Source organism: Rhodococcus sp. IEGM 1351, assembly GCF_030056875.1.
Classification (GTDB): Bacteria; Actinomycetota; Actinomycetes; order Mycobacteriales; family Mycobacteriaceae; genus Rhodococcus_F; species Rhodococcus_F opacus.
This window is the reverse complement of the sequence record NZ_JASHKU010000002.1, coordinates 408,384-430,365: the sequence shown is the minus strand read 5'-3', so window position 1 is coordinate 430,365 and position 21,982 is coordinate 408,384. Positions and strand designations below refer to the sequence as shown.

Genomic DNA, 21,982 nt, shown 5'->3' with positions numbered 1-21,982 from the left:
CCCTTCGGCGCGATGCGGCCCCCGCCGATCGGCTCTGGCTCGTGGCTCGGTCCCGCCCCACCGTCCGGGGTGCGGGACTACCAGCTGTAAGAGCGATTACCGTAGCAAAGGATGTGCGGGCTTGTCGGCCCGAGCCTCAGTACGCCCGTGCGTACTGCGCCGGAATCTGCGGCGTCACCTGGGCATTCAATACCAGTGCGGCTTTTCGCGGCCAGTACGGGTCGCGCAGCAGTTCGCGCCCGAGGAACACGGCGACGGCTTCTCCCGACTCCACGATCCGCTCGGCCTGCTCCGGCTCGGTGATGAGCCCGACGGCGGCGGCCGGGACCGTGGTCTCGTTCTGGATGCGGCGGGCGAACGGGACCTGGTAGCCGGGCCCGATCGGGATCCGGGCGGACGCGACGCCACCGCTGGAGACGTCGACGAGGTCGACGCCGAGGTCGGCGAGGGCCTGCACGAGGGAAACGGTCTGATCCGGCGTCCAGCTGTCCGCGTCGAGGCCGGGCTCCTCGGACAGCCAGTCGGTGGCCGAGACCCGGACGAAGACGGGCAACTCGGCCGGCCACACCCCGCGTACCGCGTCGACGACCTCGAGCAGGAGGCGAATGCGGCCCGCGAAGCTGCCGCCGTACTCGTCGGTGCGGTGATTGCTGACCGGTGAGAGGAACTGGTGCAGCAGATAGCCGTGTGCCGCATGGATTTCCACCACCTTGAAACCGGCCCGCGACGCCCGCTCGGCGGCGGCGGCGAAATCGGCGACCACCTTCCGGATATCGGCGGTCGTCGCCGCGGCCGGCGGGGTGTGGTCGCCGAAACCGATCGCGCTCGGCGCCACCGTCTGCCAGGACAGCCGATCGTCGCCGTCGAGGCTCCCGCCCCCGCGCCACGGGACGTGCGCGGAGCCCTTGCGCCCGGCGTGACCGAGCTGGATGCCCGGGACCGCGCCGAAGTACTCGAGCTGTGCGTTGATCTCCGCGAAGGCCTCGGTCTGGGTGTCGTTCCAGATGCCGAGGTCGGCGGGACTGATGCGGCCCTCCGGGCTGACGGCCGTCGCCTCGGTGAGGATCAGGCCGGCACCGCCGATAGCGCGCGTCACGAGGTGGGTCCGGTGCCAGTCGCCCGGCACTCCCACATCGCGGCCCGTCACGTCTGCCGAGTACTGGCACATCGGCGCCATCCACACCCGATTGGGGACGGTGACTCCGCGGAAGGTGATGGGTTCGAACAACACGCTCACTACAGCACTCCTGCCTCTGATGGTCTCGACCAGTCGCAACCTGCGCGGGGGACCAAATCATTCCCGGTCGTTCCCGCTCCGCGGTGTACAGGCCCCGGTATATAGGCTGTCTTCATGACTGCAGTGACTTCCACCTCGTCGGCCGGTGCCACGGTGGATACCCGTGAAGCCGTCCACGCAGCGGCCCGTCGCGCCCGCACCGCGTCGCGGGTCCTCGCGCTGCTCACCACCGCGCAGAAGGATGCGGCGCTCCATGCGGCGGCCGACGCCGTGCTCGCCGCCTCCGCCGACATCCTCGCCGCCAACGCGGCCGATATCGAGACGGCCCGGGCATCGGGCACCGAGGACTCCCTGCTCGACCGCCTGCGGCTGACCCCGGAGCGGATCGAGGGGATCGCGTCCGGACTGCGCCAGGTGGCCGGTCTGCCCGACCCGGTCGGTGAAGTGGTGCGGGGCTCGACGCTCCCCAACGGTCTCGAACTTCGTCAGCTGCGGGTCCCGCTCGGCGTGGTGGGCATGGTGTACGAGGCCCGCCCCAACGTCACCGTCGACGCGTTCGGGCTGGCACTGAAGTCCGGCAACGCGGCCCTGCTGCGCGGCTCCTCGTCCGCGGCGAAGTCGAACGCGGCGCTGGTGGTGGCGTTGCGGGCCTCGCTGGCGGCGCAGCAGCTGCCGGAGGACGCGGTGCAGTTGCTGCCGAGCGACGACCGCTCCAGCGTGACGCACCTGATCCAGGCCCGCGGCCTCGTGGACGTCGTCATTCCCCGCGGCGGCGCCGGCCTGATCAGCGCCGTGGTGCGCGACGCGACAGTCCCGACCATCGAGACGGGCGTCGGCAATTGCCACGTCTACGTCCACTCGGCAGCCGACCTCGAGATGGCCGAACGGATCCTGCTCAATTCCAAGACGCGGCGACCGAGTGTCTGCAACACCGCGGAGACGGTGCTGATCGACGCCGCGATCGCCGAGACGGCGGTGCCGAAGCTGCTGCAGGCCCTGCAGACGCACAGCGTGACGGTCCACGGGGACCTGCCCGGACTGGTGCCCGCGACCGAGTCGGACTGGTCGGAGGAGTACCTCACCCTGGACGTGGCGCTCAAGGTCGTCGACGACCTGAATGCCGCGGTCGAGCACATCGACCGCTACGGAACCGGCCACACCGAGGCCATCGTGACTTCCGACCTCGCCGCCGCCCGCGAGTTCACCGCCCGGGTCGATGCCGCCGCCGTCATGGTCAACGCGTCTACCGCCTTCACCGACGGCGAGCAGTTCGGATTCGGCGCCGAGATCGGGATCTCCACGCAGAAACTGCACGCGCGTGGCCCGATGGGGCTCCCCGAACTGACCTCCACCAAGTGGATCGTCTGGGGTGACGGGCACACCCGCCCGGTCTAGACCTTCGCCCCCCCTTTCCCTCAGCCCCCTCTGCCCGTCACCCCTTCTGAAAGGAGCGAGCGTGGATCGCGCACTGCCCACCACGACGCCGTTCTTCGCGAGCGTCGACGACGTCATCGCTCGGCTCGCCGAAACCGGGTACCTGTCCGACAAGGGCACCGCGACCGCGGTGTTCCTCGCGGACAGGCTCGGAAAACCCCTGCTCATCGAGGGTCCCGCCGGAGTCGGTAAGACCGAACTCGCCCGCGCCGTCGCCGAGACCACCGGCGCCGAGCTGGTGCGGTTGCAGTGCTACGAGGGCGTCGACGAGGCACGCGCGCTGTACGAGTGGAACCACGCGAAGCAGATCCTGCGCATCCAGGCGGGCAGCGACCACAGCTGGGACTCCACCAAGGCGGACGTCTTCTCGGAGGAGTTCCTGCTGTCGCGGCCGCTGCTGACCGCGATCCGGCGCGAGGATCCGACGGTGCTGCTGATCGACGAGACCGACAAGGCCGACGTCGAGATCGAGGGCCTGCTCCTCGAGGTGCTCAGCGATTTCGCGGTCACCGTCCCCGAACTGGGCACCATCACGGCTACGCGGAAGCCGTTCGTCGTCCTCACCTCGAACGCCACCCGCGAATTGTCGGAGGCACTCAAGCGCCGCTGCCTGTTCCTGCATCTCGACTTCCCCGACGCCGAACTCGAGCGGCGGATCCTCGCGAGCCGGGTACCGGAGCTGCCCGAGGCTGTGGCCGAGCAGCTGGTCAGGACCATCCGCGTGCTGCGCGGCATGCAGCTGAAGAAGCTGCCGTCGGTCGCCGAGACCATCGACTGGGGTCGCACACTCCTGGCGCTCGGGCTCGACACCCTCGACGACGACGCCGTCCGCGCCACGATGGGTGTCGTCCTCAAACACCAATCCGACCAGCTACGGGCCGCTGCCGAGCTGCGACTGAACTGAAGGACTTCCCCATGGCTGCTGGTGGTCCACTCGCGTCCCGGTCGAAGCCGGGCGGTCCCGCGGCGCCGCACGGGCTGCCGGGGCATCTGGTCGACTTCGTCGAGGCGTTGCGGCGGCGCGGCATCATGGTCGGACCGTCCGAGACTGTCGACGCCGGTCGCGTGATGTCGGTCCTCGACCTGCTCGACCGCGAATCACTGCGCGAGGGTCTCGCGTGCGCGCTGCTGCGGCGACCCACCCACCGGCCCACGTTCGACGCGCTGTTCGAACTCTGGTTCCCGGCGGCTGTCGGAAGCCGGGCGGACGGGGCCATCGACACGAGTCTGCCGCGGAACGCCAAGGGTGAGATCGACTACGAGGCACTGCGCGAGCTGATCGTCGAACTCCTCACCGACGGGTCGCCGGAGGCGATCGAGCTCACCGAACTCCTGACCGCGCAGATGGTCGAGGAACTCGGGCAGTACCAGTCGGCGAACGGCCCGTCGTTCTCCGCGTACCAGGCGCTGCGGGACGTCGCACCGGAAACCCTGCTGAAGAAGATCCTCGACGGACTCCTGGGCAATCAGCAGGACGGCGAAGCCCGAACGACGGAAAGCTACGAATCCGAGGTGGCCAAGCGCACCGCCGCCCAGCGGATCGCCGACTTCCGGAAGATGATCGAGACGGAGACGCGGCGACGGTCGGCCGAGAACCTCGGCAAGGAACGGGTGGCGTCGTACGGCGTGCCCCGGCTGGCCGAGGAAGTGGACTTCCTGCGCGCGTCCGACGCCGAACTGACGGCGCTGAAACGCAACGTCACCCCGCTGGCCCGGTTGCTCGCCAGTCGGCTGGCCGTGCGGCGCAGCCGCAACCGGGCCGGTTCGATCGACTTGCGCCGGACCCTGCGCAAGTCGATGTCCACCGGCGGTGTGCCCATCGACCTCGTCCAGCGCAAGCCCCGGCGGGCGCGCCCCGAACTGGTCGTCATGTGCGACGTGTCGGGTTCGGTCGCGGGTTTCAGCCACTTCACCCTGCTGCTCGTCCACGCGCTGCGCGAGCAGTTCTCCCGGGTGCGGGTGTTCGCGTTCATCGACACCACCGACGAGGTCACCCGCTTCTTCGACGCGGGAGCCGACCTCGGCAGCGCCATGTCGCGGATGATCCGGGAAGCCGACCTGGTCGGCTACGACGGGCACTCCGACTACGGCAACGCGTTCGGGGTGTTCGCCGAACGGTTCACCCAGAGCATCACGTCGCGGACGTCGCTGCTGGTGCTCGGCGACGGCCGCAACAACTACCGCGACCCGAATCTGGAGGCCCTGGCCCGGCTCGTGTCGGTGGCGAAGCACGCGCACTGGCTCAACCCGGAGCCCCGCGGTCAGTGGGGAACGGGCGACTCGGCGGCCAAGGTGTACAACGAGGTCATCAGCATGCACGAATGCCGATCCGCTCAGCAGCTGGCGTCGGTGGTCGCCGGGTTGCTGCCGGTGTGAACACGTAAGCTCGTCACTCGTGGAACAGGGAGCAGCGGGTGCGCGTCGGCGCCGCCTGGGAGTCATGGGCGGCACCTTCGACCCCATTCATCACGGTCACCTCGTGGCAGCCAGTGAGGTGGCAGATCGATTCAGCCTCGACGAGGTCGTCTTCGTGCCCACCGGCCGGCCCTGGCAGAAGCAGGGCAAGGGCGTCAGCCCGGCCGAGGACCGGTACCTGATGACGGTCATCGCCACCGCGTCGAATCCGCGTTTCTCCGTCAGCCGGGTGGACGTCGACCGGGAGAAGGTCACCTACACCGTCGACACTCTGCGTGATCTGCGCAGCTACCACCCGGACGCCGAGCTGTACTTCATTACCGGTGCGGACGCCCTGGCGAGTATCCTGTCCTGGCAGGACTGGGAGGAACTGTTCTCGCTGGCGAAGTTCGTCGGGGTGTCGCGCCCGGGATTCGATCTCAACACCGAACATCTGGCCGGTCACCTGGACGCGTTGCCGGAGGACGCGGTCACGCTGATCGAGATCCCGGCTCTGGCGATCTCCTCGACGGAATGTCGGCGGCGTGCCAGTCGACACCGTCCTGTGTGGTACCTCGTGCCGGACGGTGTGGTCCAGTACATCTCCAAACGGAACCTGTACCGGCCACCGGACTCCGAGCGCCTCGACGGCGCGACGACGATGTCCGAACCGGCCCCGGACAAGACCAAGAGTTAGTCAGCACTTTTCGAACCGAACTGGGAGAACATCGCGTGAGCGCAACGACCGAAGCCATCGAGATGGCACGCATCGCGGCAGTGGCTGCCGACGAGAAGCTGGCCTCCGATGTGGTGGTGCTCGATGTTTCCGAGCAGCTGGTCATCACCGACTGCTTCGTCATCGCCTCCGCCCCCAACGAGCGACAGGTCAACGCGATCGTCGAGAACATCGAAGATCGACTGCGTGAGGCAGGTCACAAGCCGGTGCGGCGCGAGGGCACCCGCGAAGGCCGTTGGGCACTGCTCGATTTCGTGGACGTCGTGATCCACGTCCAGCACAACGAGGAGCGCAACTTCTACGCACTCGACCGGCTGTGGAAGGACTGCCCGACCGTGCCCGTCGAGGGTCTCGGGCTGCACGGCCCGGCCGACGCGAACGGTGCGGGCACCGCCGCCGAGGCGGAGGAGCCCGAGCTGTGACGGATGCCCCCCGCTCCCCGCGACGTCTGATCCTGCTTCGCCACGGGCAGACCGAGTACAACGCCGACAATCGCATGCAGGGTCAGCTCGACACCGAACTGTCGGAGCTGGGGCGGTCGCAGGCCCGCGCCGCCGCCACCGCGCTCGTCGGTCGCAGACCGATCTCCATCGTGTCCTCCGATCTGCGGCGGGCCTACGACACCGCGGTGGAGGTCGGCGACAACGCCGGTCTGCCGGTCCAGATCGACGAGCGCCTCCGCGAGACGCATCTCGGTGACTGGCAGGGGCTCACGCACCTCGACGTCGACGCCCGCGCACCCGGCGCCCGCGCCACGTGGCGCGGCGACGCGACGTGGGCACCGCCCGGCGGGGAGAGTCGCATCGACGTCGCCCGCCGCAGCAAGCCGGTGGTCGCCGAACTCGTCGAGAAGCACGAGGACTGGGCGGAGAAGCCGGTGGTCCTGGTTGCGCACGGCGGTGTGATCGCCGCGCTGACCGCCGCCCTGCTGGATCTGCCCGTCGACCGCTGGCCGGTGCTGGGCGGGCTGGGCAACACCAGCTGGGTGCAGCTGAGCGCGTACGGAAACCCCGATTCGCTCAACTGGCGCCTCGACGTGTGGAACGCTTCTGCGAGTGTGGCCAGTGACGTCCTCTGACGTGGATGCCGGCTCGGGGGAACGCCCCGTCCTGCTCGTGCTCGCCGATTCGCTGTCGTACTACGGACCCAAGGGCGGTCTCCCGTCCGACCACCCCGACATCTGGCCCAATATCGTTGCACGTCAACTCGGTTGGGATGTCGAGTTGGTGGCGCGGATCGGCTGGACCAGCCGCGACGTGTGGTGGGCGCTGACCCAGGACCCACGCGTGTGGTCGGCGGTTCCACGCGCCGGTGCCGTCGTGTTCGCGGTCGGCGGCATGGACTCCCTTCCGTCCCCGCTCCCGACGGCGCTGCGGGAACAGTTGCGTTACGTCCGCCCGCCCGCGCTGCGCCGCGTCGTGCGGGCCGGCTACCAGTGGCTTCAGCCCAGGCTGTCCCCGCTGGGATGGCCGGTGGCGTTGCCCCCGCGGCTGAGTGTCGAATATCTGGAGAGCTCACGGGCTGCGCTCGAGTACATGCGGCCCGAGTTGCCCGTCATCGGGACCCTGCCGTCCGTGCATCGCAGCGAGGCCTACGGCAAGGTGCATGCGGGCCGCCCCGGTGCCGTTGCCGCCATCACGGCGTGGTCGGAGGAGAAGAACGTGCCCCTCGTCGACCTGGCGGAGGCGGTGCGCGCCAACGTCTTCAGCGATCAGGGTAATCCGGACGGCATCCACTGGGGCTGGGACGGACACACCGGGGTGGCCGCGGCGATGCTGACCGCGCTCCGCGCGGCGGGAGTCGTTCCCGACTCCGCCGAGGGTGCGGTTTCGGCCGACCCGGTGTCGAGCGGAGCCGAGTAGTCCGATGCCCGTCGTCGTCGTCACCGATTCCTCGGCCTCGATCCTGCCCGAACTCGTCGAGCAGTACGGGATCCAGGTGGTCCCACTCCATGTCCTCAGCGGCGGCCAGGATTTCCGGGAGGGAATCGACGCGCTCCCCGAGGATCTTGCCGGCGTCACCACGTCGGGCGCGTCGCCGAGCGAGCTGTCCGAGGCGTACGCGACAGCGCTGGAGCTGAGTGAGGGCGCAGGCGTTCTCGCGGTGCACATCTCCCGGCAGCTGTCCGGAACGTGGGAGGCAGGTCGTCAGGCGGCACAGGAATTCGACGGCCGGGTGCGGATCGTCGACTCCCAGTCCGCCGGAATGGGATTGGGCTACCCGGTCCTCGAGGCCGCGCGGGCCGCGAAGGACGGTGCGAACCTCGAGACGGCGTACCGGCGGGCGGTCGACGTCGCGAGCCGCGGGCGTTGCCTGATCGTCGTGGACAGGCTCGATCAGTTGCGACGCGGAGGACGCATCGGCACCGCCGCCGCACTGCTCGGTACCGCACTGGCGATGAAACCGGTGCTGCATCTCGTGGACGGCCGGCTGGTTCTGAAGGAGAAGACGCGCACGTCGACCAAGGCGATGGCCAGGATGGTCGACGCCGCGGTGGAGCTGGCAGGTCTGGACAGGACGGCCGTCGCTGTGCATCACATGCACGCCCGGCAGCGCGCCGAAGCGGTGGCGCAGCAGCTGAAGGACCGGATTCCGCAGGTCAGTGACCTCGTCGTCACCGATTTCAGCTCGGTGATCGGCGCCCACGTGGGCGTGGGCGCCATCGGCATCGTGCTGTGCCCGGAACCCGCCCTGCACCACGAAGACCGCGATTCATCCACAACTTCGCACTGATCCACAGGCCGATTCGGAAAGCCTGGTCGTCGCGGCGATTCTGTGGGCGGCGCACTTTACCGTCGCCTCCATGGGCATCAGGGAAGAACGTTCGAGGGGCCGGACCCGGCTCGCGATCCTGACGTCGGGGGAACGCGATGCGGTGCCGCCCGACACACCGGCGGCGCCGGAGTGGCTGGCCGAGCCGAGCGGAACCGTCCTCGACGGCGACACGACGTGGTCCGCCGACCGCCGCCGGGGCGGATTCTCGCTGCCGGACCGGTGGCGGGACGCACGATTCGATCCCGGGCGGACCGGGGCGTTGGTGCTGATCGTGGTGGGAATCGTCGTCGCGACGGCCACCGTGCTCGGCGTGCGCAGCGATCGGCCGGAGACGCAGGCCGTTCCGTCGTTACCCGCCGCCGGAGTGCATTCCCTGACTCCGGCACCGGCGACGACGACTCCCGCCGCGGCGGCGGCGGCACCCGCCCCGGCGGAGGAGATCGTCGTCAGCGTCGTGGGACTGGTGGCGTCGGCCGGTCTCGTCCGGCTGCCACCGGGCTCCCGGGTCGCGGACGCTCTCGCCGCTGCCGGGGGAGTGCGCGACGGCGGTGACACCCTCGGATTGAATCTGGCTCAACGACTTTCGGACGGCGATCAGGTGCTCGTAGGTGCCGCGACCACCCAGGCGCCACCGAGCGCGGTGGGCGGTGCCTCCGCAGGATCACCGGGGCCCGCCGGCGCACCGGCCGCCACGGGCGGAGGGCTCGTGAACCTCAACACGGCGACGGAGACGGAACTCGATGCACTTCCCGGTGTCGGACCCGTCACGGCGGCGGCGATCGTCGCGTGGCGAACGACCAACGGCAAATTCACCGACATCTCGCAACTGGGGGAGGTGGACGGGATCGGGCCGGTGCGGCTGGAGAAACTGCGCGGCCAGGTCACCCTGTGATGCGAAACAACGAACCGCGGCTCCTCGACCTGCGGCTTCTTCCGTTCGCCGGGATGTGCTGGGCGGCAACGCTGATCGGTATCCTCGGAGGCTCCCGGGCGGCGTGGGTCCTCGTGGCGATCCTGTCGGGAGCGGCGGTTCTCCTCGCCGCGGGATGCGCCCTGCGGGGGCCGGGACGGTGGACGGCCGGGACGTTGGCGGTACTGCTGTTCGGGTCCTGCTGCGCTGCAGGGGTGGCCTGGCGGGTTCAGGCCGCGGAACGGCACCCGATGACCGAACTCGCCCGGAACGAGACGTGGGTGACGCTCGTCGTCACCCTTGCCGACGATCCCCGGGAGATTGCCGGCTTCGGACGACACGTCCTCGTGAACGCGAACGTCGTCGAGATCCGCCGGGCCACCGAGACGATCCACTCGGGCGGTGCGGTGGTCGTCCTCGCCCCGGCGGACGGGTGGCTCGGACTGCTGCCGGGACAGGCTGTGGTCCTGCGCGGGCAGGTGAGCCCTCCGCGGCACCGGGACCTGAGCCTGGCCGCGGTCCGGGTGTCCGGACCGCCCGCGGACGTCGGTCCCGCGCCACCGCATCAGCGGTGGGCAGGCGCCCTGCGTGCGCGGTTCGCCGTTGCCGCCGCCGTCCTGCCTGCCGACGAGGCAGGACTGTTGCCGGGGCTGGTGGTCGGCGACACCTCGGCGCTGCCCCGGGAGGTGAAGGACGACTTCACCGCGACCGGACTGACGCATCTCACGGCGGTGTCCGGGGCGAACGTCAGCATCCTGCTGGGAGCGGTGCTGCTCCTGGTCCGAGGGGTGGGACTCGGTCCCCGCGCGGGTGCGGCGCTGGCTGCCGCGGCGCTGATCGCATTCGTGGTGATCGCGCGACCGTCACCCAGCGTGCTGCGCGCCGCGGCGATGGGCTCGGTCGCCCTGCTGGCGCTCGTGACCGGACGGCGGAAACAGGCGATGCCCGCGCTGGCAGCGGGTGTCATAGCCCTGCTGGCGTGGTCACCGGGGTTGGCGGTGGACTTCGGCTTCGTTCTCTCGGCAACCGCCACTGCAGGGCTGATCGTGATCGCGCCGGTGGGGGTCGACGTGCTGGTGGGCCGCGGCTGGCCGCGGGCGGTGGCCGAGACGGTGGCGGTGTCCGTCGCCGCCTTCGCCGTCACCGCTCCGATCGTGGCCGCGATGGCGGGGACGGTGAGCCTGGTGTCCATCTGCGCGAACATCCTGGTCGCCCCCGTGGTCGGCGTGATCACCGTGGCCGGAGCGGTCACCGCGCTGATCGCAGGGGTCAGTGTTCCCGTCGCGGAAGTGGTGGTGCGCGTGACCCAGTGGCCGCTGTGGTGGCTCGTCACCGTGGCCGAGCGGGGCGCGCGGCTTCCGGGTGCCTCGATTCCGGTGCCCTCCGGGCCCGCCGGTGCGGCGATCGTCCTCGGTGCCGTGGTGGCGCTCGGTGTCACGCTACGCAGACGCGGACCCCGGCTGGTGCTGGCGGGAATCGCGATCGGCGTGCTGGTGCTGTGGGCGCCGATCTGGCCGTCGTCGCTGGGTCGCGTTGTGTGAGCGCGCCCGAATCCGGGAAACCTTCGCAGAACTCGAGGAAAGGGACGACGACATGCAGGTGGGGTTCAAGTTGATGGCCGAGACGTTCGATCCGCGGGAGATCGTGCGGCAGGCGGTGGAAGCCGAACGGGCCGGCTTCGACTTCGTCGAGGTGAGCGATCACTATCACCCCTGGCTCTACAGTCACGGACATTCGGGATTCGTGTGGTCGATGCTCGCGGCCGCCGCGGCACGGACCGACCGGATCGGTCTGGCGACCGGTGTCACCTGCCCGTTCGTCCGATATCACCCCGCGATCATCGCGCAGGCCGCGGCCACGACCGCCGTCCTCAGCGAGGGCCGGTTCACCCTGGGACTCGGTTCGGGGGAACGGCTGAACGAGCATGTCGTCGGTGGCGGCTGGCCGTCGGTGACCACCCGGCACCAGATGCTTCGTGAGGCGATCGACATCATCCGCCTGCTGTGGTCGGGCGGCTACCACTCGTACGAGGGCAAGCACCTCACCCTCGACGACGCACGCGTCTTCGATCTGCCCGACGTGCCGCCCACGATCGCGGTCGCTGCGGGCGGCACGGAGGCAGTCGGGATCGCCGCGGAACTCGGCGACGGACTGTTCGCCACCGAAGCGGATCCGGACCTCGTGAAGGCCTATGCCGGGGCCGGTGGGTCGGGGCCCAAGTACGGGGAGGTGCCCCTCGCGTGGGCGCGTGACGAGGAATCCGCGGTCGAGTCGGCGCATCGGTTGTTCCGGTTCGGGTTGACCGGATGGAAGGTTCAAGCGGAACTGCCGAATCCGATCAACTTCGAGGCGGCGGCGTCGTCGATCCGCACCGAGGACGTCCGCGACGCCATGGCGTGCGGTCCGGACGTCCGGCGGCACCTCGAGGTGGCAGGCACTTTCGTCGATGCCGGGTTCGATCATCTGGCGCTGATCAACGCGGGGCCGGACGTCGACGGCTTCTTCGAATTCTTCGCCAACGAGTTGAGTGAGCCGCTGCGGGCGCTGGCAACTTCCTGATATATGTTGTGCCGCTGTCACTTTCGTCTCCGGAGTGCGCCGCGCGGCACGCTCGGTGCGACGGCGGCGGAACGACGTCTGTATCGTTTCGACTTCGATTCCCGATGTGCGTATGCGACACCGAAACACCGACTACCATCCGGTGGCAGATGTTGAGGTGAACGGTCTTGGAACGCACCCGCATTGGAGGGCGAATGTCGGAATCGGAGCGGACAGATCTCGATGTGGACGACGAGCTCGACGCCGGGCAGGTGTGGAGGGCGCAGCGGGTCGTTGCTGCCCAGTCACTCGACGCCGAAGACTGCCGCATGCTCCTGTCCATGCTCGGCATCGCGGGTAACCCCGATGCGCCGGAGGTGGACTGACTGACAGCGGTCAGGTCACCTTCCGGTGATGGTGAGCGACGATTTCCTGCGCCACCTTCGCCAGTTTGAGATTCATGTCCTGCGAGGTGGTGCGGAGAATCTCCATCGCCTGAGTCTCGGGAATGTTGTGGAACGCCATCAGCAGACCCACGGCCTTCCCGATTTCACGGTTGCTGGTCAGGCCGGCCCGCAGTGTCTCGGCCTCGGCGTGCTCGTGGACGGCCGCCAGCGCCACCGCCGCGAACGATGCGAGCATGATGCCCTGCTCGACGGACGTGGTGTTGAGGGCTCCCGCCGTGTCGGAGAACAGATTGAGGGCGCCGACCTTGCGCCCGAGGATGACCATGCGAAATCCGGCCGCACCGCGCACCGGCGTGTGGGCCAGCACCCGCGCCGACAGCCGCGGCCACTGCGACGTGGTGGAGAGGTCCGTCTCGAACTGGGGCGTGTCGCTGACGATGGCATCGACGCACGGTCCCTCGTTCTCGTCGCGCTCGTACTCGTCGACGCGGGCGGCCACGTCGTCGCTGGCCGCGGCCGTCACGTAGCGGGATCCCTCCCGGAGCATCAGGCTCGCGTGGTCACAGCCCTCGACGAGTAGTGGCGCGGCGTCGCAGATGGCTTGGTGGACGTGCCCGAAATCCTGACCCGCGTAGAGAAGATCGGCGAGGGTCGCGAACGTCGCGGCCGACCTGCCGACAGCCTGCGAGCGCGTCGTATCGGGCACTGTGTCTCGCATCGGTTCCTCCAGCGTGCGGGCATGCGCCCGGCTCACTGATTCAGTCTGCCAGAGAGGGCGGTCGCTGCAGGTCCGGGGCCGGAGGAATTCCCGATCGGACTCCGGGGGCGGTCGTCCCGGGCGAAGATGACGGCATGGTTTCGCGCACCGAGGACCCACAGGTGACCATCGGCCAGGGGACGCTGCGGGGTGTCCGCCTGGACGGCGTCCGGTCATGGAAAGGCATTCCCTACGCCGCGCCGCCGGTCGGCGAGTGGCGGCTCCGCGCCCCGCGCGCGCCCGAACCGTTCACCGGGGTGCGCGACTGTTCCCGGTTCGGTTCGATCGCGCCGCAGAACGAGCACGGCCCGCTGCCCATCGACCCCGGTCTGACCATCGACGAGGACTGCCTGACCCTGAACGTCTTCGCCCCCGCGACGGACACGGAGCGAGCGCGGCCGGTGATGGTGTGGATCCACGGCGGGGCGTATTACCTCGGTTCGTCCGGACAGCGCATGTTCGATCCGACTCGTCTGGTCGAACGCGGCGACGTCGTGGTCGTCACGTTCAACTACCGGCTCGGTGCGCTGGGATTCCTGGACTTCTCCTCGTTCTCGACCGAGAAGCATCCGTTCGACACGAACCTGGGCCTGCGCGATCAGATCGCGGCACTGACCTGGGTCCGCGACAACATCGCGGCGTTCGGCGGCGACCCGGGTGACGTGACGCTGTTCGGGGAGTCCGCCGGTGGCGGCGCGGTCACCACGCTGATGACGTCCCCACCGGCGGAGGGACTGTTCCACCGTGCGATCGCCGAGAGTTCGCCCGCGACGTCCGTTTACGGCAGTGACCGCGCCGCGAGCATCGCCGAATCGTTCCTCGAGCTGCTCGACATCGCGCCCGCCGACGCGAGCCGACTCCGCGACCTGCCCGTCGACGTGCTGACCAAGGCCTGCGTCGAACTCGTCCAGCAGGTGCCCGCACGGGTCCCCGGCACCCTGGCGGTTGCCCCGACCGTCGACGGCGACGTGGTCCCGCACCACCCTGTCGCGGCATTCCGCACAGGCCTCGCACACCGAATTCCGCTGCTGATCGGGACGAACAAGGACGAGGCGTCGATGTTCCGGCTCATGAAGTCGCCCCTGATGCCCATCACCCCGGACGCCGTGCACCAGATGTTCGTGGCGATCGCCGCCGATCACCCCGACCTCCCGGCAGACGAGGAGCACGAGGTGGCGGCCGCATATCCCGACTACCCGAAGAAACGCTCGGCCATGGAGATCTCGCGGGACGCCGCGTTCCGAATGCCGACGCTGTGGATCGCGGAAGCGCACAGCCGCGTCGCCCCGACCTGGCTGTACCGCTTCGACTACGCGACACCGTTCCTGCGCGCCGCGCGGATCGGCGCCACCCACGGCACCGAGGTGCCGTACGTCTTCGGGAACTTCGGCGTGGTCCCGCACGACCCCACGTTCAAGCTCGGTGGGCACCGAACCGCCGGTCACGTGTCGGAGCGGATCCAGCGACGGTGGCTGTCGTTCGCCACCGAGGGCACCCCGGACGGAACGGGAGAGGAGGTCGGCTGGCCGCGGTACGACGAGGCGGATCGCACGACCCTGCTGATCGGCAAGAACGACGCGGTCGTCGCCGATCCCGACCGGGAACTCCGCCGGGCCTGGGGTGAGGAAGTCATCGGTTTCACCTGAGCGGCGGCCCGGTTTCGTATCCGCGGAACGGGGGGATACCTCCTGAATGAGCCCTGCAGCAACGGAATCGGGTCGCGACCTCAGTGTGGGAGTCGAGGAGGAGTTCTTCCTCGTCGACGAGTCCGGTCACCTCTCCGCCGCGGGACCCGACGTGGTGGCCGAGGCCGGCCACGACATTCACGGGCTTCAGCGTGAACTCGCCCGATGCCAGATCGAGACGGCGACGGGTGTGTGCCACACCGGGGAGGAACTGCACGAGGAGCTGCGCAGCCTGCGCCGCCGGCTGGCGAAGGCCGCCGCGGGCCGCGACCTGTTGCTGCTGCCCAGCGGGACGTCCCTGATCGTCGAGGGATTGCCCCCGGCGATCACCCCGAGCCCGCGGTACGAGGAGATGGCCCGTCACTTCGGGTCGATCGTGGACACGGTGACCACGTGCGGCTGCCACGTGCACGTGGGGATCCCGAGCCGCGACGTGGGTGTGCAGGTGAGCAACCTGGTCCGCAGTTGGCTGCCCGTGCTGCTCGCGCTCGCCGCGAACTCCCCGTTCCACAGTGGGCACGACACCGCGTATCACAGTTGGCGGCACATCATGTGGTCGCGGTGGCCGTCGGCGGGACCGCCGCCCCACTTCGATTCCGCGGACCAGTACGAGGCGACGGTCGGCGCCATGATCGGAACCGGTGCCGCCATGGATCGGGGAATGATCTACTGGCACGTCCGGCTCTCCGACAAGCAACCGACCATCGAGGTCCGGATCGCGGACGTCGCCATGACCGCCGCGCACGCGGCGCTCTTCGCGGTGGTCGTGAAGGGGCTCGTCGGGTGGGCGCTGCGGTCGCTGGAGGACGGCCTCACCGTGCCGTGGCTGCGCGGCGAGCTGCTGCGGGCGCAGTTGTGGCGCGCGGCTCGCGACGGACTCGACGGGGAATGCACGAGCCCGGCCGCGGATCGGTCCCAGCCGATCCGCCTGCAGCTGGAAATGCTGAACGAGTACGTGGCCCCGGGGCTCGGCGCGAGTGATCGGGCGTTCCTCGAGTCGGGGCTCGACACCGTATTGCGGGAGGGCACGGGCGCCGAGCGGCAACGGGCCGAGTTCGGGCGCGTCGGCACGCTGGCGGCGGTGGTCGACCTCCTGACGCGCGAAGTGGTCAGCTGACCGGGGGCGGCGGAGTCAGCTCGGTGACGCCGGCGGTGGTGGAGCCGATGTAGCCGGGATGCAGCAGTCCGGCGGGTCCGATGCCCGTGAGCAGGGCGCCTGCGCTGGTGTCCGGTCCGGTGCGCAGCGGACCGGGGTCGTCGATCAACGCCTCCACGGTCGCGGTGTCGACCAGGGTGAGGTCGATGCGCTGCCCGACGGGTTGGTAGACGGCGAGGACGACCGGATCGGGGTAGTGGGCGGCGGTGCGGCGCATGACGTGGAACGCGGGGTCGGTGCCCAGGGCGAGCACGGTGACCTCGGCGAACGACGCGAGCCGGTCGGCGAGCGCCCGGCCGGCGGTGTTGCGCCACGTACGCCCGTACAGGGTGAGCGCGTCGGACAGGTGACGTTGCTCGTTCTCACCTCGCGGGCTGCCGCCCGCCGGGTCGAGCAGGGCCCGCCACCGGTGTTCGTAGAAGTCGCACGCCGCGTCGAAGTCGCCGTCGGAGCCGGCCCCCGCAACGTCGCGATGCGAGGGCGATGCGGGTTCGAGGACGGATCGACCACCCGCGAACAGTGTCTCGGCGTGCCCGGAGGCCGAGCAGCGGGTCACCAGTTGCACCGACCATCGGAGGAGCAGCCCGTCGCGGCAGGTGTACCGGAAACTCAGCTCGTACCGGTGCCCTGCCGCGCGATCGTCGTCGAGGTCGATCATGTGCGCGTAGTCTTCGCGGGTGACGCCGTCCACCTCGGTTTCCGCGGTCATATGATCGAGTGTCCACCGCCGACGCGACCGCTGCGTGGCGATCGCCCGTGTTCGCCCTGCTCGGTCCCGGTTACGGGGTGTCGGCGACCGTGTCCGCCCCACGTGGCACGATCTTCGCGTGAGCACTCCAACTCAGCTCGAACAGCTCCATCTGGTCCTCGGTGACGAGGAATTCCTCGTCGAACGCGCGGTGGCGCAGGTCATCGGCCACGTCCGCGCGAACGCGGACGTGGCCGCGGGCGCGGAGCTTCCCGTCAACCGGTTGCGGGCGGGTGATGCCGGGGCGGCCGAACTCGCCGAACTGCTCAGCCCCTCGCTGTTCGCCGAAGATCGCGTGGTGGTGCTGGAGGCCGCGGCGGAGGCGGGCAAGGACGCCGTGGCACTGATCCTGGACGCGGCCGGCGACCCGCCACCGGGCGTCGTCCTGGTGGTCCTGCACTCGGGCGGCGGACGTGCGAAAGCGATGACCGGGGCGCTGGAGAAGCTCGGAGCCGTGGTGCACCCCTGCGCCAAACTGAAGTCGGGCGACCTGATCGGGTTCATTCGCGGCGAGTTCCGCACCCTCGGGGTGCGGGTGTCGCCGGAAGTGGTGCAGAGCGTGTTCGAAGGAGTCGGCTCGAATCTGCGCGAACTGGCCGCCGCGTGCTCGCAACTCACCTCCGACACCGGCGGAAAGATCGACGTCGCCGCCGTCCAGCGGTACTACTCGGGCAAGGCCGAGGTGAGCGGATTCGACGTCGCGGACAAGGCCGTCGCCGGCGACACCGCGGGCGCGATCGAGGCGCTGCGCTGGGCGATGCTGCGTGGCGTGCCGCACGTGCTGCTGGCGGACGCGCTGGCAGATGCGGTGCACTCGATCGCCCGGGTGGCCCCGGCGGGGCGGGGAGACCCGTTCCGGATGGCGTCGGAACTCGGCATGCCGCCCTGGAAGATCAAGAAGGCGCAGGCCCTCGCGAAGGGCTGGACACCGACGTCGGTGGGGGAGGCGCTGCGCATCGTGGCCGCCCTGAACGCCGACGTCAAGGGCGCGTCGGCCGACGCGGACTACGCCGTCGAGAGTGCCGTGGGCCGCGTCTCCCGGCTACGACAGGTCTGACGGAGACGCGACAACAGCCGCTCGGTCCGAGGATCGAGCGGCTGTTGGAGAGCCTACGACGGAAGAACCGTCAGATCTTGTTGATCGCCTGCGCGAGAGCAGACTTCTTGTTGGCAGCCTGGTTGGCGTGAATGACGCCCTTGCTGGCTGCCTTGTCGAGCTTGCGGCTGGTGGCGACGAGGAGCTCGTTGGCCTTGTCCTTGTCACCGGCCGCCGCAGCCTCGCGGAACGAGCGGATCGCCGTGCGCAGCGAGGACTTCACCGACTGGTTACGGAGTCGGGCCGCCTCGTTGGTACGGATCCGCTTCACCTGGGACTTGATGTTGGCCACGCGTAAAATCCTGTCGTCTTAAGCTGGTTACGGTCGAGAAAGCTCTGGGCGCACACATATGCACCGACAGGCGAGATTACCAGTGATCGGTGTCCGATCTCAAACCGGCGCCGGACGCGCCGACAAATCCTGCGGCTGTGCTGCTGAAGGGGTGTACATGTAGCAGCATGTCTGGGATGACGCCCCCAGCATCGAAGTCGTCAACAGTAACGAAATCGTCGGCAACCTCGAAAGCCCCCGTCCGAAAATCGGGGGGAAGCACGCAGGCGGGTGCGAAGGCATCGGGAACCCAGCCGCGGACGCGGGTGACCGCCCGGCCGCGCAAGCCCGCAGAACCCGCCCACGTGTTCGACGGGTACACCGACATCGGGCGCTACGGGCTGGCGTTCGACGAGATGTTCGACCGCGACGGCACCGTCCGCCCGCCCTACAAAGGCGTCTTCAAGGCGCTCGAGCCCGCGGACCGAGCCGATCTCGCCGCCCGATCCGACGCCCTCGGCCGGGCGTTCATCGACCAGGGCGTGACGTTCTCGCTGTCCGGTCAGGAGCGACCCTTCCCGCTCGATCTGGTTCCTCGGGTCATCGCCGCTGCCGAGTGGACGCGTCTCGAGAAAGGCATCAAGCAGCGCGTGCAGGCGCTCGAGATGTTCCTCGACGACGTGTACGGGGAACAGCGCATCCTGCGTGACCACGTGCTGCCGAAGCGGTTGGTCACCTCGTGCGAGCACTTCCACCGGGCGGCCTCCGGGATCGTCCCGCCGAACGGGGTGCGGATCCACGTCGCCGGAATCGACCTCGTCCGCGACGAGAACGGGGTGTTCCGCGTACTGGAGGACAACCTGCGTTCGCCGTCGGGAGTGTCGTACGTCATGGAGAACCGCCGCACGATGGCGCGGGTGTTCCCCGACCTGTTCATGTCACACCGTGTGCGGTCCGTCGGCGACTACGCCTCCCATCTGTTGCGGGCGCTGCGCGCTTCCGCCGCCCTCAACGAGGCCGACCCGACCGTCGTGGTGCTGACGCCCGGGGTCGCGAACTCCGCGTACTTCGAGCATTCGCTGCTCGCGCGCCAGATGGGTGTCGAACTGGTCGAGGGCCGCGACCTGTTCTGCCGCGACAACATGGTCTACATGCGCACGACCGAGGGCGAACGCCAGGTCGACGTCATCTACCGCCGCATCGACGACGACTACCTCGACCCCATGCACTTCCGCCCGGATTCCGTGCTCGGGGTGGCCGGCGTGCTGAACGCGGCCCGGGCGGGCAACGTCGTCATCTCGAGTGCCGTCGGCAACGGGGTCGGTGACGACAAGCTCGTCTACACCTACGTCCCGCAGATCATCGACTACTACCTCGGTGAGAAGCCGTTGCTCGCGAACGTCGACACATTCCGGTGCTGGCTCGACGAGGAGTGCGAACAGGTCCTGGACCGGGTCGACGAACTGGTGATCAAACCGGTGGAGGGTTCCGGCGGCTACGGCATCGTCTTCGGCCCCGACGCATCACCCAAGGAACTGAACACGATCGCCCGGAAGATCAAGGCGGACCCGCGCGGGTGGATCGCGCAGCCCGTCGTCCAGCTGTCCACGGTGCCCACCAAGGTCGGGGACGAACTGGTTCCCCGGCACGTCGATCTGCGGCCCTTCGCGGTCAACGACGGTGACGACGTGTGGGTGCTGCCGGGCGGGCTCACCCGCGTGGCCCTGCCCGAGGGGTCTCTCGTCGTGAACTCCAGCCAGGGCGGCGGCAGCAAGGACACGTGGGTGCTCGCGAGCAGGAGCTCCGACGAGGAGCGGGAACTCGCAGGTGAGGAGCTCGTGGCCGAGCCTGCGCAGTCCGCCGAGGCCGAGCAGGGACCCGAACTCAGCACGACTCAACTGCAACAACAACAGCAACAGCAGCAGCAACAGCAGCAGCAACAGCAGCAGCAACAGGGCCAGGGAGGTGATCGCTGATGCTCGCGAGGAACGCGGAATCGCTGTACTGGATCGGCCGGTACGTCGAGCGGGCCGACGACATGGCCCGCATTCTCGACGTCGCCGTGCATCAACTGCTCGACGACGCCTCGGTGGACCCGGACCGCACGTCCCGGTTGCTGCTGCGGGTGCTCGGCATCGAAGCGCCCGACACCGAACTCGACGTCCGGTCGGTGACGGAACTGGTGGCGTTCAGCCGCAACCAGGTGGGCTCGATCATCGACTCCCTCGCCAGCGCCCGCGAGAACGCGCGGGGTGCCCGGGAGGTCACGTCCAGCGAGATGTGGGAGTGCCTCAACACCACGTACAACGGCCTCGCCGAACGGGAGCGGGCGTCCAAGCGTCTCGGGCCGCACGAGTTCTTCCGGTACGTGGAGGAACGCGCGGCGATGTTCGCGGGTCTGGCCGATTCGACGATGAGCCGCGACGACGGATACCGCTTCCTGCTGCTCGGCCGCTCGATCGAACGCGTCGACATGCTCGCGCGGATGCTGTTGTCCCGTGCGGGCGACCGCCCGTCCTCGCCGGCGTGGGTGACGGTGCTGCGCTCCGCGGGAGCCCACGACACCTACCTGCGCACATACCGCGGCGCGCTGGACGCCAACCGGGTGGTCGAGTTCATCCTGCTGGACCGGCTGTTTCCGCGGTCGGTGTTCCACGCCATCCGGCAGGCGGAGTTGTGCCTCGCCGAACTCGACCACCAGCCCGACAGCCGCGTCGGACCCAGGGCCGAGGCGCAGCGTCTCCTCGGCAGGGCCCGCAGCGAACTCGAGTTCCTGCCGCCCGGCGTGCTCCTCGAGGATCTCCAGGATCGGCTCGCGGGGTTGCAGGAAACTTGCCGCGAGCTCGGAGAAGCCATCGCGCTGCAGTATTTTCACGCCGCGCCGTGGGTGGCGTGGACCGATGCACGGGCCGTCGGCGGCGAAGCCGTCGTGGAGGGAGAGCTGTGAGCTGGCGTATGAGAGTCGTGCACACCACCGGGTATGCCTACGACGCACCGGTCACGTCCTCGTACAACGAGGCGCGACTCACCCCTCGCGGTGACAGCAGGCAGACGGTGATCCTGAACCGGGTCGAAACGACGCCGGCGACGCGGTCGTACCGCTACACCGACTACTGGGGCACCGCCGTCACCGCGTTCGATCTCCATGCGCCGCACAAGGAACTCGAGGTCACCGGGCTGTCCGTGGTCGAGACCGAGCCGTTCTGGGAGCCGGAGGAGAAGGTGGACTGGGACGAGCTGGTCAGCCCTCCGCTCACCGACCGGTTCAACGAACAGCTGAGCAACACGACGTTCGTGCCGCGCAGCCGCAAGCTCGACACGATCGCCCGGGACCTCCGCAAGGGCCGCACTCCCGACGAAGCCGTTGTCGCGGCGGCGGACTGGGTGCATCGGGAGATGGATTACGTTCCGGGCACGACGGGCGTCCACACGTCCGCGGTCGACGCCTGGGCCGAGCGGCAGGGCGTGTGCCAGGACTACGCGCACCTGACGCTGGTCCTTCTGCGCAGTATGGGGATTCCGAGTCGCTACGTGTCCGGCTATCTGCACCCGAAACCCGATGCGGCGGTGGACGACACGGTGGCGGGGGAGAGTCACGCGTGGGTCGAGGCGTGGACCGGTGCATGGTGGGGATACGACCCCACCAACGCCGTCGCGGTGAACGAACAGCACGTGTCGGTGGGTATCGGACGGGACTACGCGGACGTTCCGCCGCTCAAGGGCATCTTCTCCGGTGGCCGGGCGACAGATCTCGAAGTCGTCGTGGAGATCACACGCCTGGCGTAAAGTGCCAGCCAGATCTCTCTGTGGAAAGCAGGACTAACGATCCATTTCGACG

General features: G+C 69.2%; 22 protein-coding genes. 18 read left to right on the top strand and 4 right to left on the bottom strand.

The features are described from left to right. Positions 1-136: 136 nt before the first annotated feature. Positions 137-1,237 carry an NADH:flavin oxidoreductase/NADH oxidase gene (locus QM806_RS05175; protein ID WP_064080187.1) on the bottom strand — a complete coding sequence of 367 codons (1,101 nt, stop codon included), beginning with the start codon at positions 1,235-1,237 and terminating at the stop codon, positions 137-139. Between the two features lie 114 nt (positions 1,238-1,351). Between QM806_RS05175 and QM806_RS05170 the strand changes: the two genes are divergently transcribed. From QM806_RS05170 to QM806_RS05115, 12 genes are all read left to right on the top strand, one after another. Next, entirely contained in the window at positions 1,352-2,632 is a 1,281-nt protein-coding gene (locus QM806_RS05170) for a glutamate-5-semialdehyde dehydrogenase (protein WP_005261287.1), read from the top strand. Between the two features lie 61 nt (positions 2,633-2,693). Then, complete coding sequence (locus QM806_RS05165; protein ID WP_005261286.1) at positions 2,694-3,575, top strand: AAA family ATPase; 882 nt, start codon at positions 2,694-2,696, stop codon at positions 3,573-3,575. An 11-nt stretch (positions 3,576-3,586) separates the two neighbouring features. Continuing rightward, positions 3,587-5,047 carry a vWA domain-containing protein gene (locus QM806_RS05160; RefSeq protein ID WP_005261285.1) on the top strand — a complete coding sequence of 487 codons (1,461 nt, stop codon included), beginning with the start codon at positions 3,587-3,589 and terminating at the stop codon, positions 5,045-5,047. 64 nt (positions 5,048-5,111) lie between these two features. Then, positions 5,112-5,762 (top strand): nicotinate-nucleotide adenylyltransferase, encoded by a 651-nt coding sequence (gene nadD / locus QM806_RS05155; RefSeq protein WP_005261284.1) that lies wholly within the window; start codon positions 5,112-5,114, stop codon positions 5,760-5,762. A gap of 35 nt (positions 5,763-5,797) precedes the next feature. Continuing rightward, positions 5,798-6,223 carry a ribosome silencing factor gene (gene rsfS / locus QM806_RS05150; protein WP_167119350.1) on the top strand — a complete coding sequence of 142 codons (426 nt, stop codon included), beginning with the start codon at positions 5,798-5,800 and terminating at the stop codon, positions 6,221-6,223. Further along, a complete protein-coding gene (locus QM806_RS05145) occupies positions 6,220-6,879 on the top strand; it encodes a histidine phosphatase family protein (protein WP_005563510.1) in 660 nt (219 codons plus the stop codon). The genes rsfS and QM806_RS05145 overlap by 4 nt, the downstream gene beginning before the upstream one ends. Continuing rightward, positions 6,866-7,663: a diglucosylglycerate octanoyltransferase gene (octT, locus tag QM806_RS05140; protein ID WP_005563507.1), complete on the top strand. Its 798-nt coding sequence runs from the start codon at positions 6,866-6,868 to the stop codon at positions 7,661-7,663. The genes QM806_RS05145 and octT overlap by 14 nt, the downstream gene beginning before the upstream one ends. 4 nt (positions 7,664-7,667) lie before the next feature. Continuing rightward, positions 7,668-8,534: a DegV family protein gene (locus tag QM806_RS05135; protein ID WP_005563505.1), complete on the top strand. Its 867-nt coding sequence runs from the start codon at positions 7,668-7,670 to the stop codon at positions 8,532-8,534. 70 nt (positions 8,535-8,604) lie between these two features. Then, the gene (locus tag QM806_RS05130; RefSeq protein WP_182625026.1) at positions 8,605-9,468 is read left to right on the top strand and encodes a ComEA family DNA-binding protein; all 864 of its coding nucleotides are present in this window, start codon (positions 8,605-8,607) and stop codon (positions 9,466-9,468) included. Then, complete coding sequence (locus tag QM806_RS05125) at positions 9,468-11,027, top strand: ComEC/Rec2 family competence protein (protein WP_265146190.1); 1,560 nt, start codon at positions 9,468-9,470, stop codon at positions 11,025-11,027. The genes QM806_RS05130 and QM806_RS05125 overlap by 1 nt, the downstream gene beginning before the upstream one ends. A gap of 52 nt (positions 11,028-11,079) precedes the next feature. After that, complete coding sequence (locus QM806_RS05120; protein WP_005560615.1) at positions 11,080-12,045, top strand: LLM class F420-dependent oxidoreductase; 966 nt, start codon at positions 11,080-11,082, stop codon at positions 12,043-12,045. A 194-nt stretch (positions 12,046-12,239) separates the two neighbouring features. Beyond that, the gene (locus QM806_RS05115) at positions 12,240-12,410 is read left to right on the top strand and encodes a hypothetical protein (RefSeq protein ID WP_005261277.1); all 171 of its coding nucleotides are present in this window, start codon (positions 12,240-12,242) and stop codon (positions 12,408-12,410) included. A gap of 10 nt (positions 12,411-12,420) precedes the next feature. On the opposite strand, the gene QM806_RS05110 is transcribed toward QM806_RS05115, so the two are convergent. Further along, complete coding sequence (locus tag QM806_RS05110; RefSeq protein WP_054246739.1) at positions 12,421-13,149, bottom strand: GAF and ANTAR domain-containing protein; 729 nt, start codon at positions 13,147-13,149, stop codon at positions 12,421-12,423. A 134-nt stretch (positions 13,150-13,283) separates the two neighbouring features. On the opposite strand from QM806_RS05110, the gene QM806_RS05105 reads away from it, so the two are divergent. Together QM806_RS05105 and QM806_RS05100 are read left to right on the top strand one after the other, a co-directional pair. Beyond that, positions 13,284-14,834: a carboxylesterase/lipase family protein gene (locus tag QM806_RS05105; protein ID WP_054246740.1), complete on the top strand. Its 1,551-nt coding sequence runs from the start codon at positions 13,284-13,286 to the stop codon at positions 14,832-14,834. Positions 14,835-14,880: 46 nt separating this feature from the next. Then, positions 14,881-15,990 carry a carboxylate-amine ligase gene (locus tag QM806_RS05100; protein ID WP_043786877.1) on the top strand — a complete coding sequence of 370 codons (1,110 nt, stop codon included), beginning with the start codon at positions 14,881-14,883 and terminating at the stop codon, positions 15,988-15,990. Here the strand turns inward: QM806_RS05100 and QM806_RS05095 are convergent. Further along, the gene (locus QM806_RS05095) at positions 15,983-16,738 is read right to left on the bottom strand and encodes a hypothetical protein (protein WP_005560624.1); all 756 of its coding nucleotides are present in this window, start codon (positions 16,736-16,738) and stop codon (positions 15,983-15,985) included. The genes QM806_RS05100 and QM806_RS05095 overlap by 8 nt on opposite strands. Positions 16,739-16,856: 118 nt before the next feature. On the opposite strand from QM806_RS05095, the gene holA reads away from it, so the two are divergent. Beyond that, a complete protein-coding gene (gene holA / locus QM806_RS05090; protein ID WP_054246743.1) occupies positions 16,857-17,834 on the top strand; it encodes a DNA polymerase III subunit delta in 978 nt (325 codons plus the stop codon). 70 nt (positions 17,835-17,904) lie between these two features. Here the strand turns inward: holA and rpsT are convergent, their stop codons facing one another. Beyond that, positions 17,905-18,165, bottom strand: coding sequence for a 30S ribosomal protein S20 (rpsT, locus tag QM806_RS05085; RefSeq protein ID WP_005248015.1), 261 nt, complete (start codon positions 18,163-18,165; stop codon positions 17,905-17,907). Positions 18,166-18,470: 305 nt separating this feature from the next. On the opposite strand from rpsT, the gene QM806_RS05080 reads away from it, so the two are divergent. The 3 genes from QM806_RS05080 to QM806_RS05070 are packed head-to-tail and all read left to right on the top strand — an operon-like array spanning position 18,471 to position 21,930. After that, positions 18,471-20,120, top strand: coding sequence for a circularly permuted type 2 ATP-grasp protein (locus tag QM806_RS05080; protein ID WP_169693660.1), 1,650 nt, complete (start codon positions 18,471-18,473; stop codon positions 20,118-20,120). Beyond that, positions 20,120-21,091 (top strand): alpha-E domain-containing protein, encoded by a 972-nt coding sequence (locus QM806_RS05075; RefSeq protein ID WP_005248011.1) that lies wholly within the window; start codon positions 20,120-20,122, stop codon positions 21,089-21,091. Before QM806_RS05080 ends, QM806_RS05075 begins: the two co-directional genes overlap by 1 nt. Before the next feature lie 8 nt (positions 21,092-21,099). Further along, a complete protein-coding gene (locus QM806_RS05070) occupies positions 21,100-21,930 on the top strand; it encodes a transglutaminase family protein (RefSeq protein ID WP_005261269.1) in 831 nt (276 codons plus the stop codon). Positions 21,931-21,982: the final 52 nt, after the last annotated feature.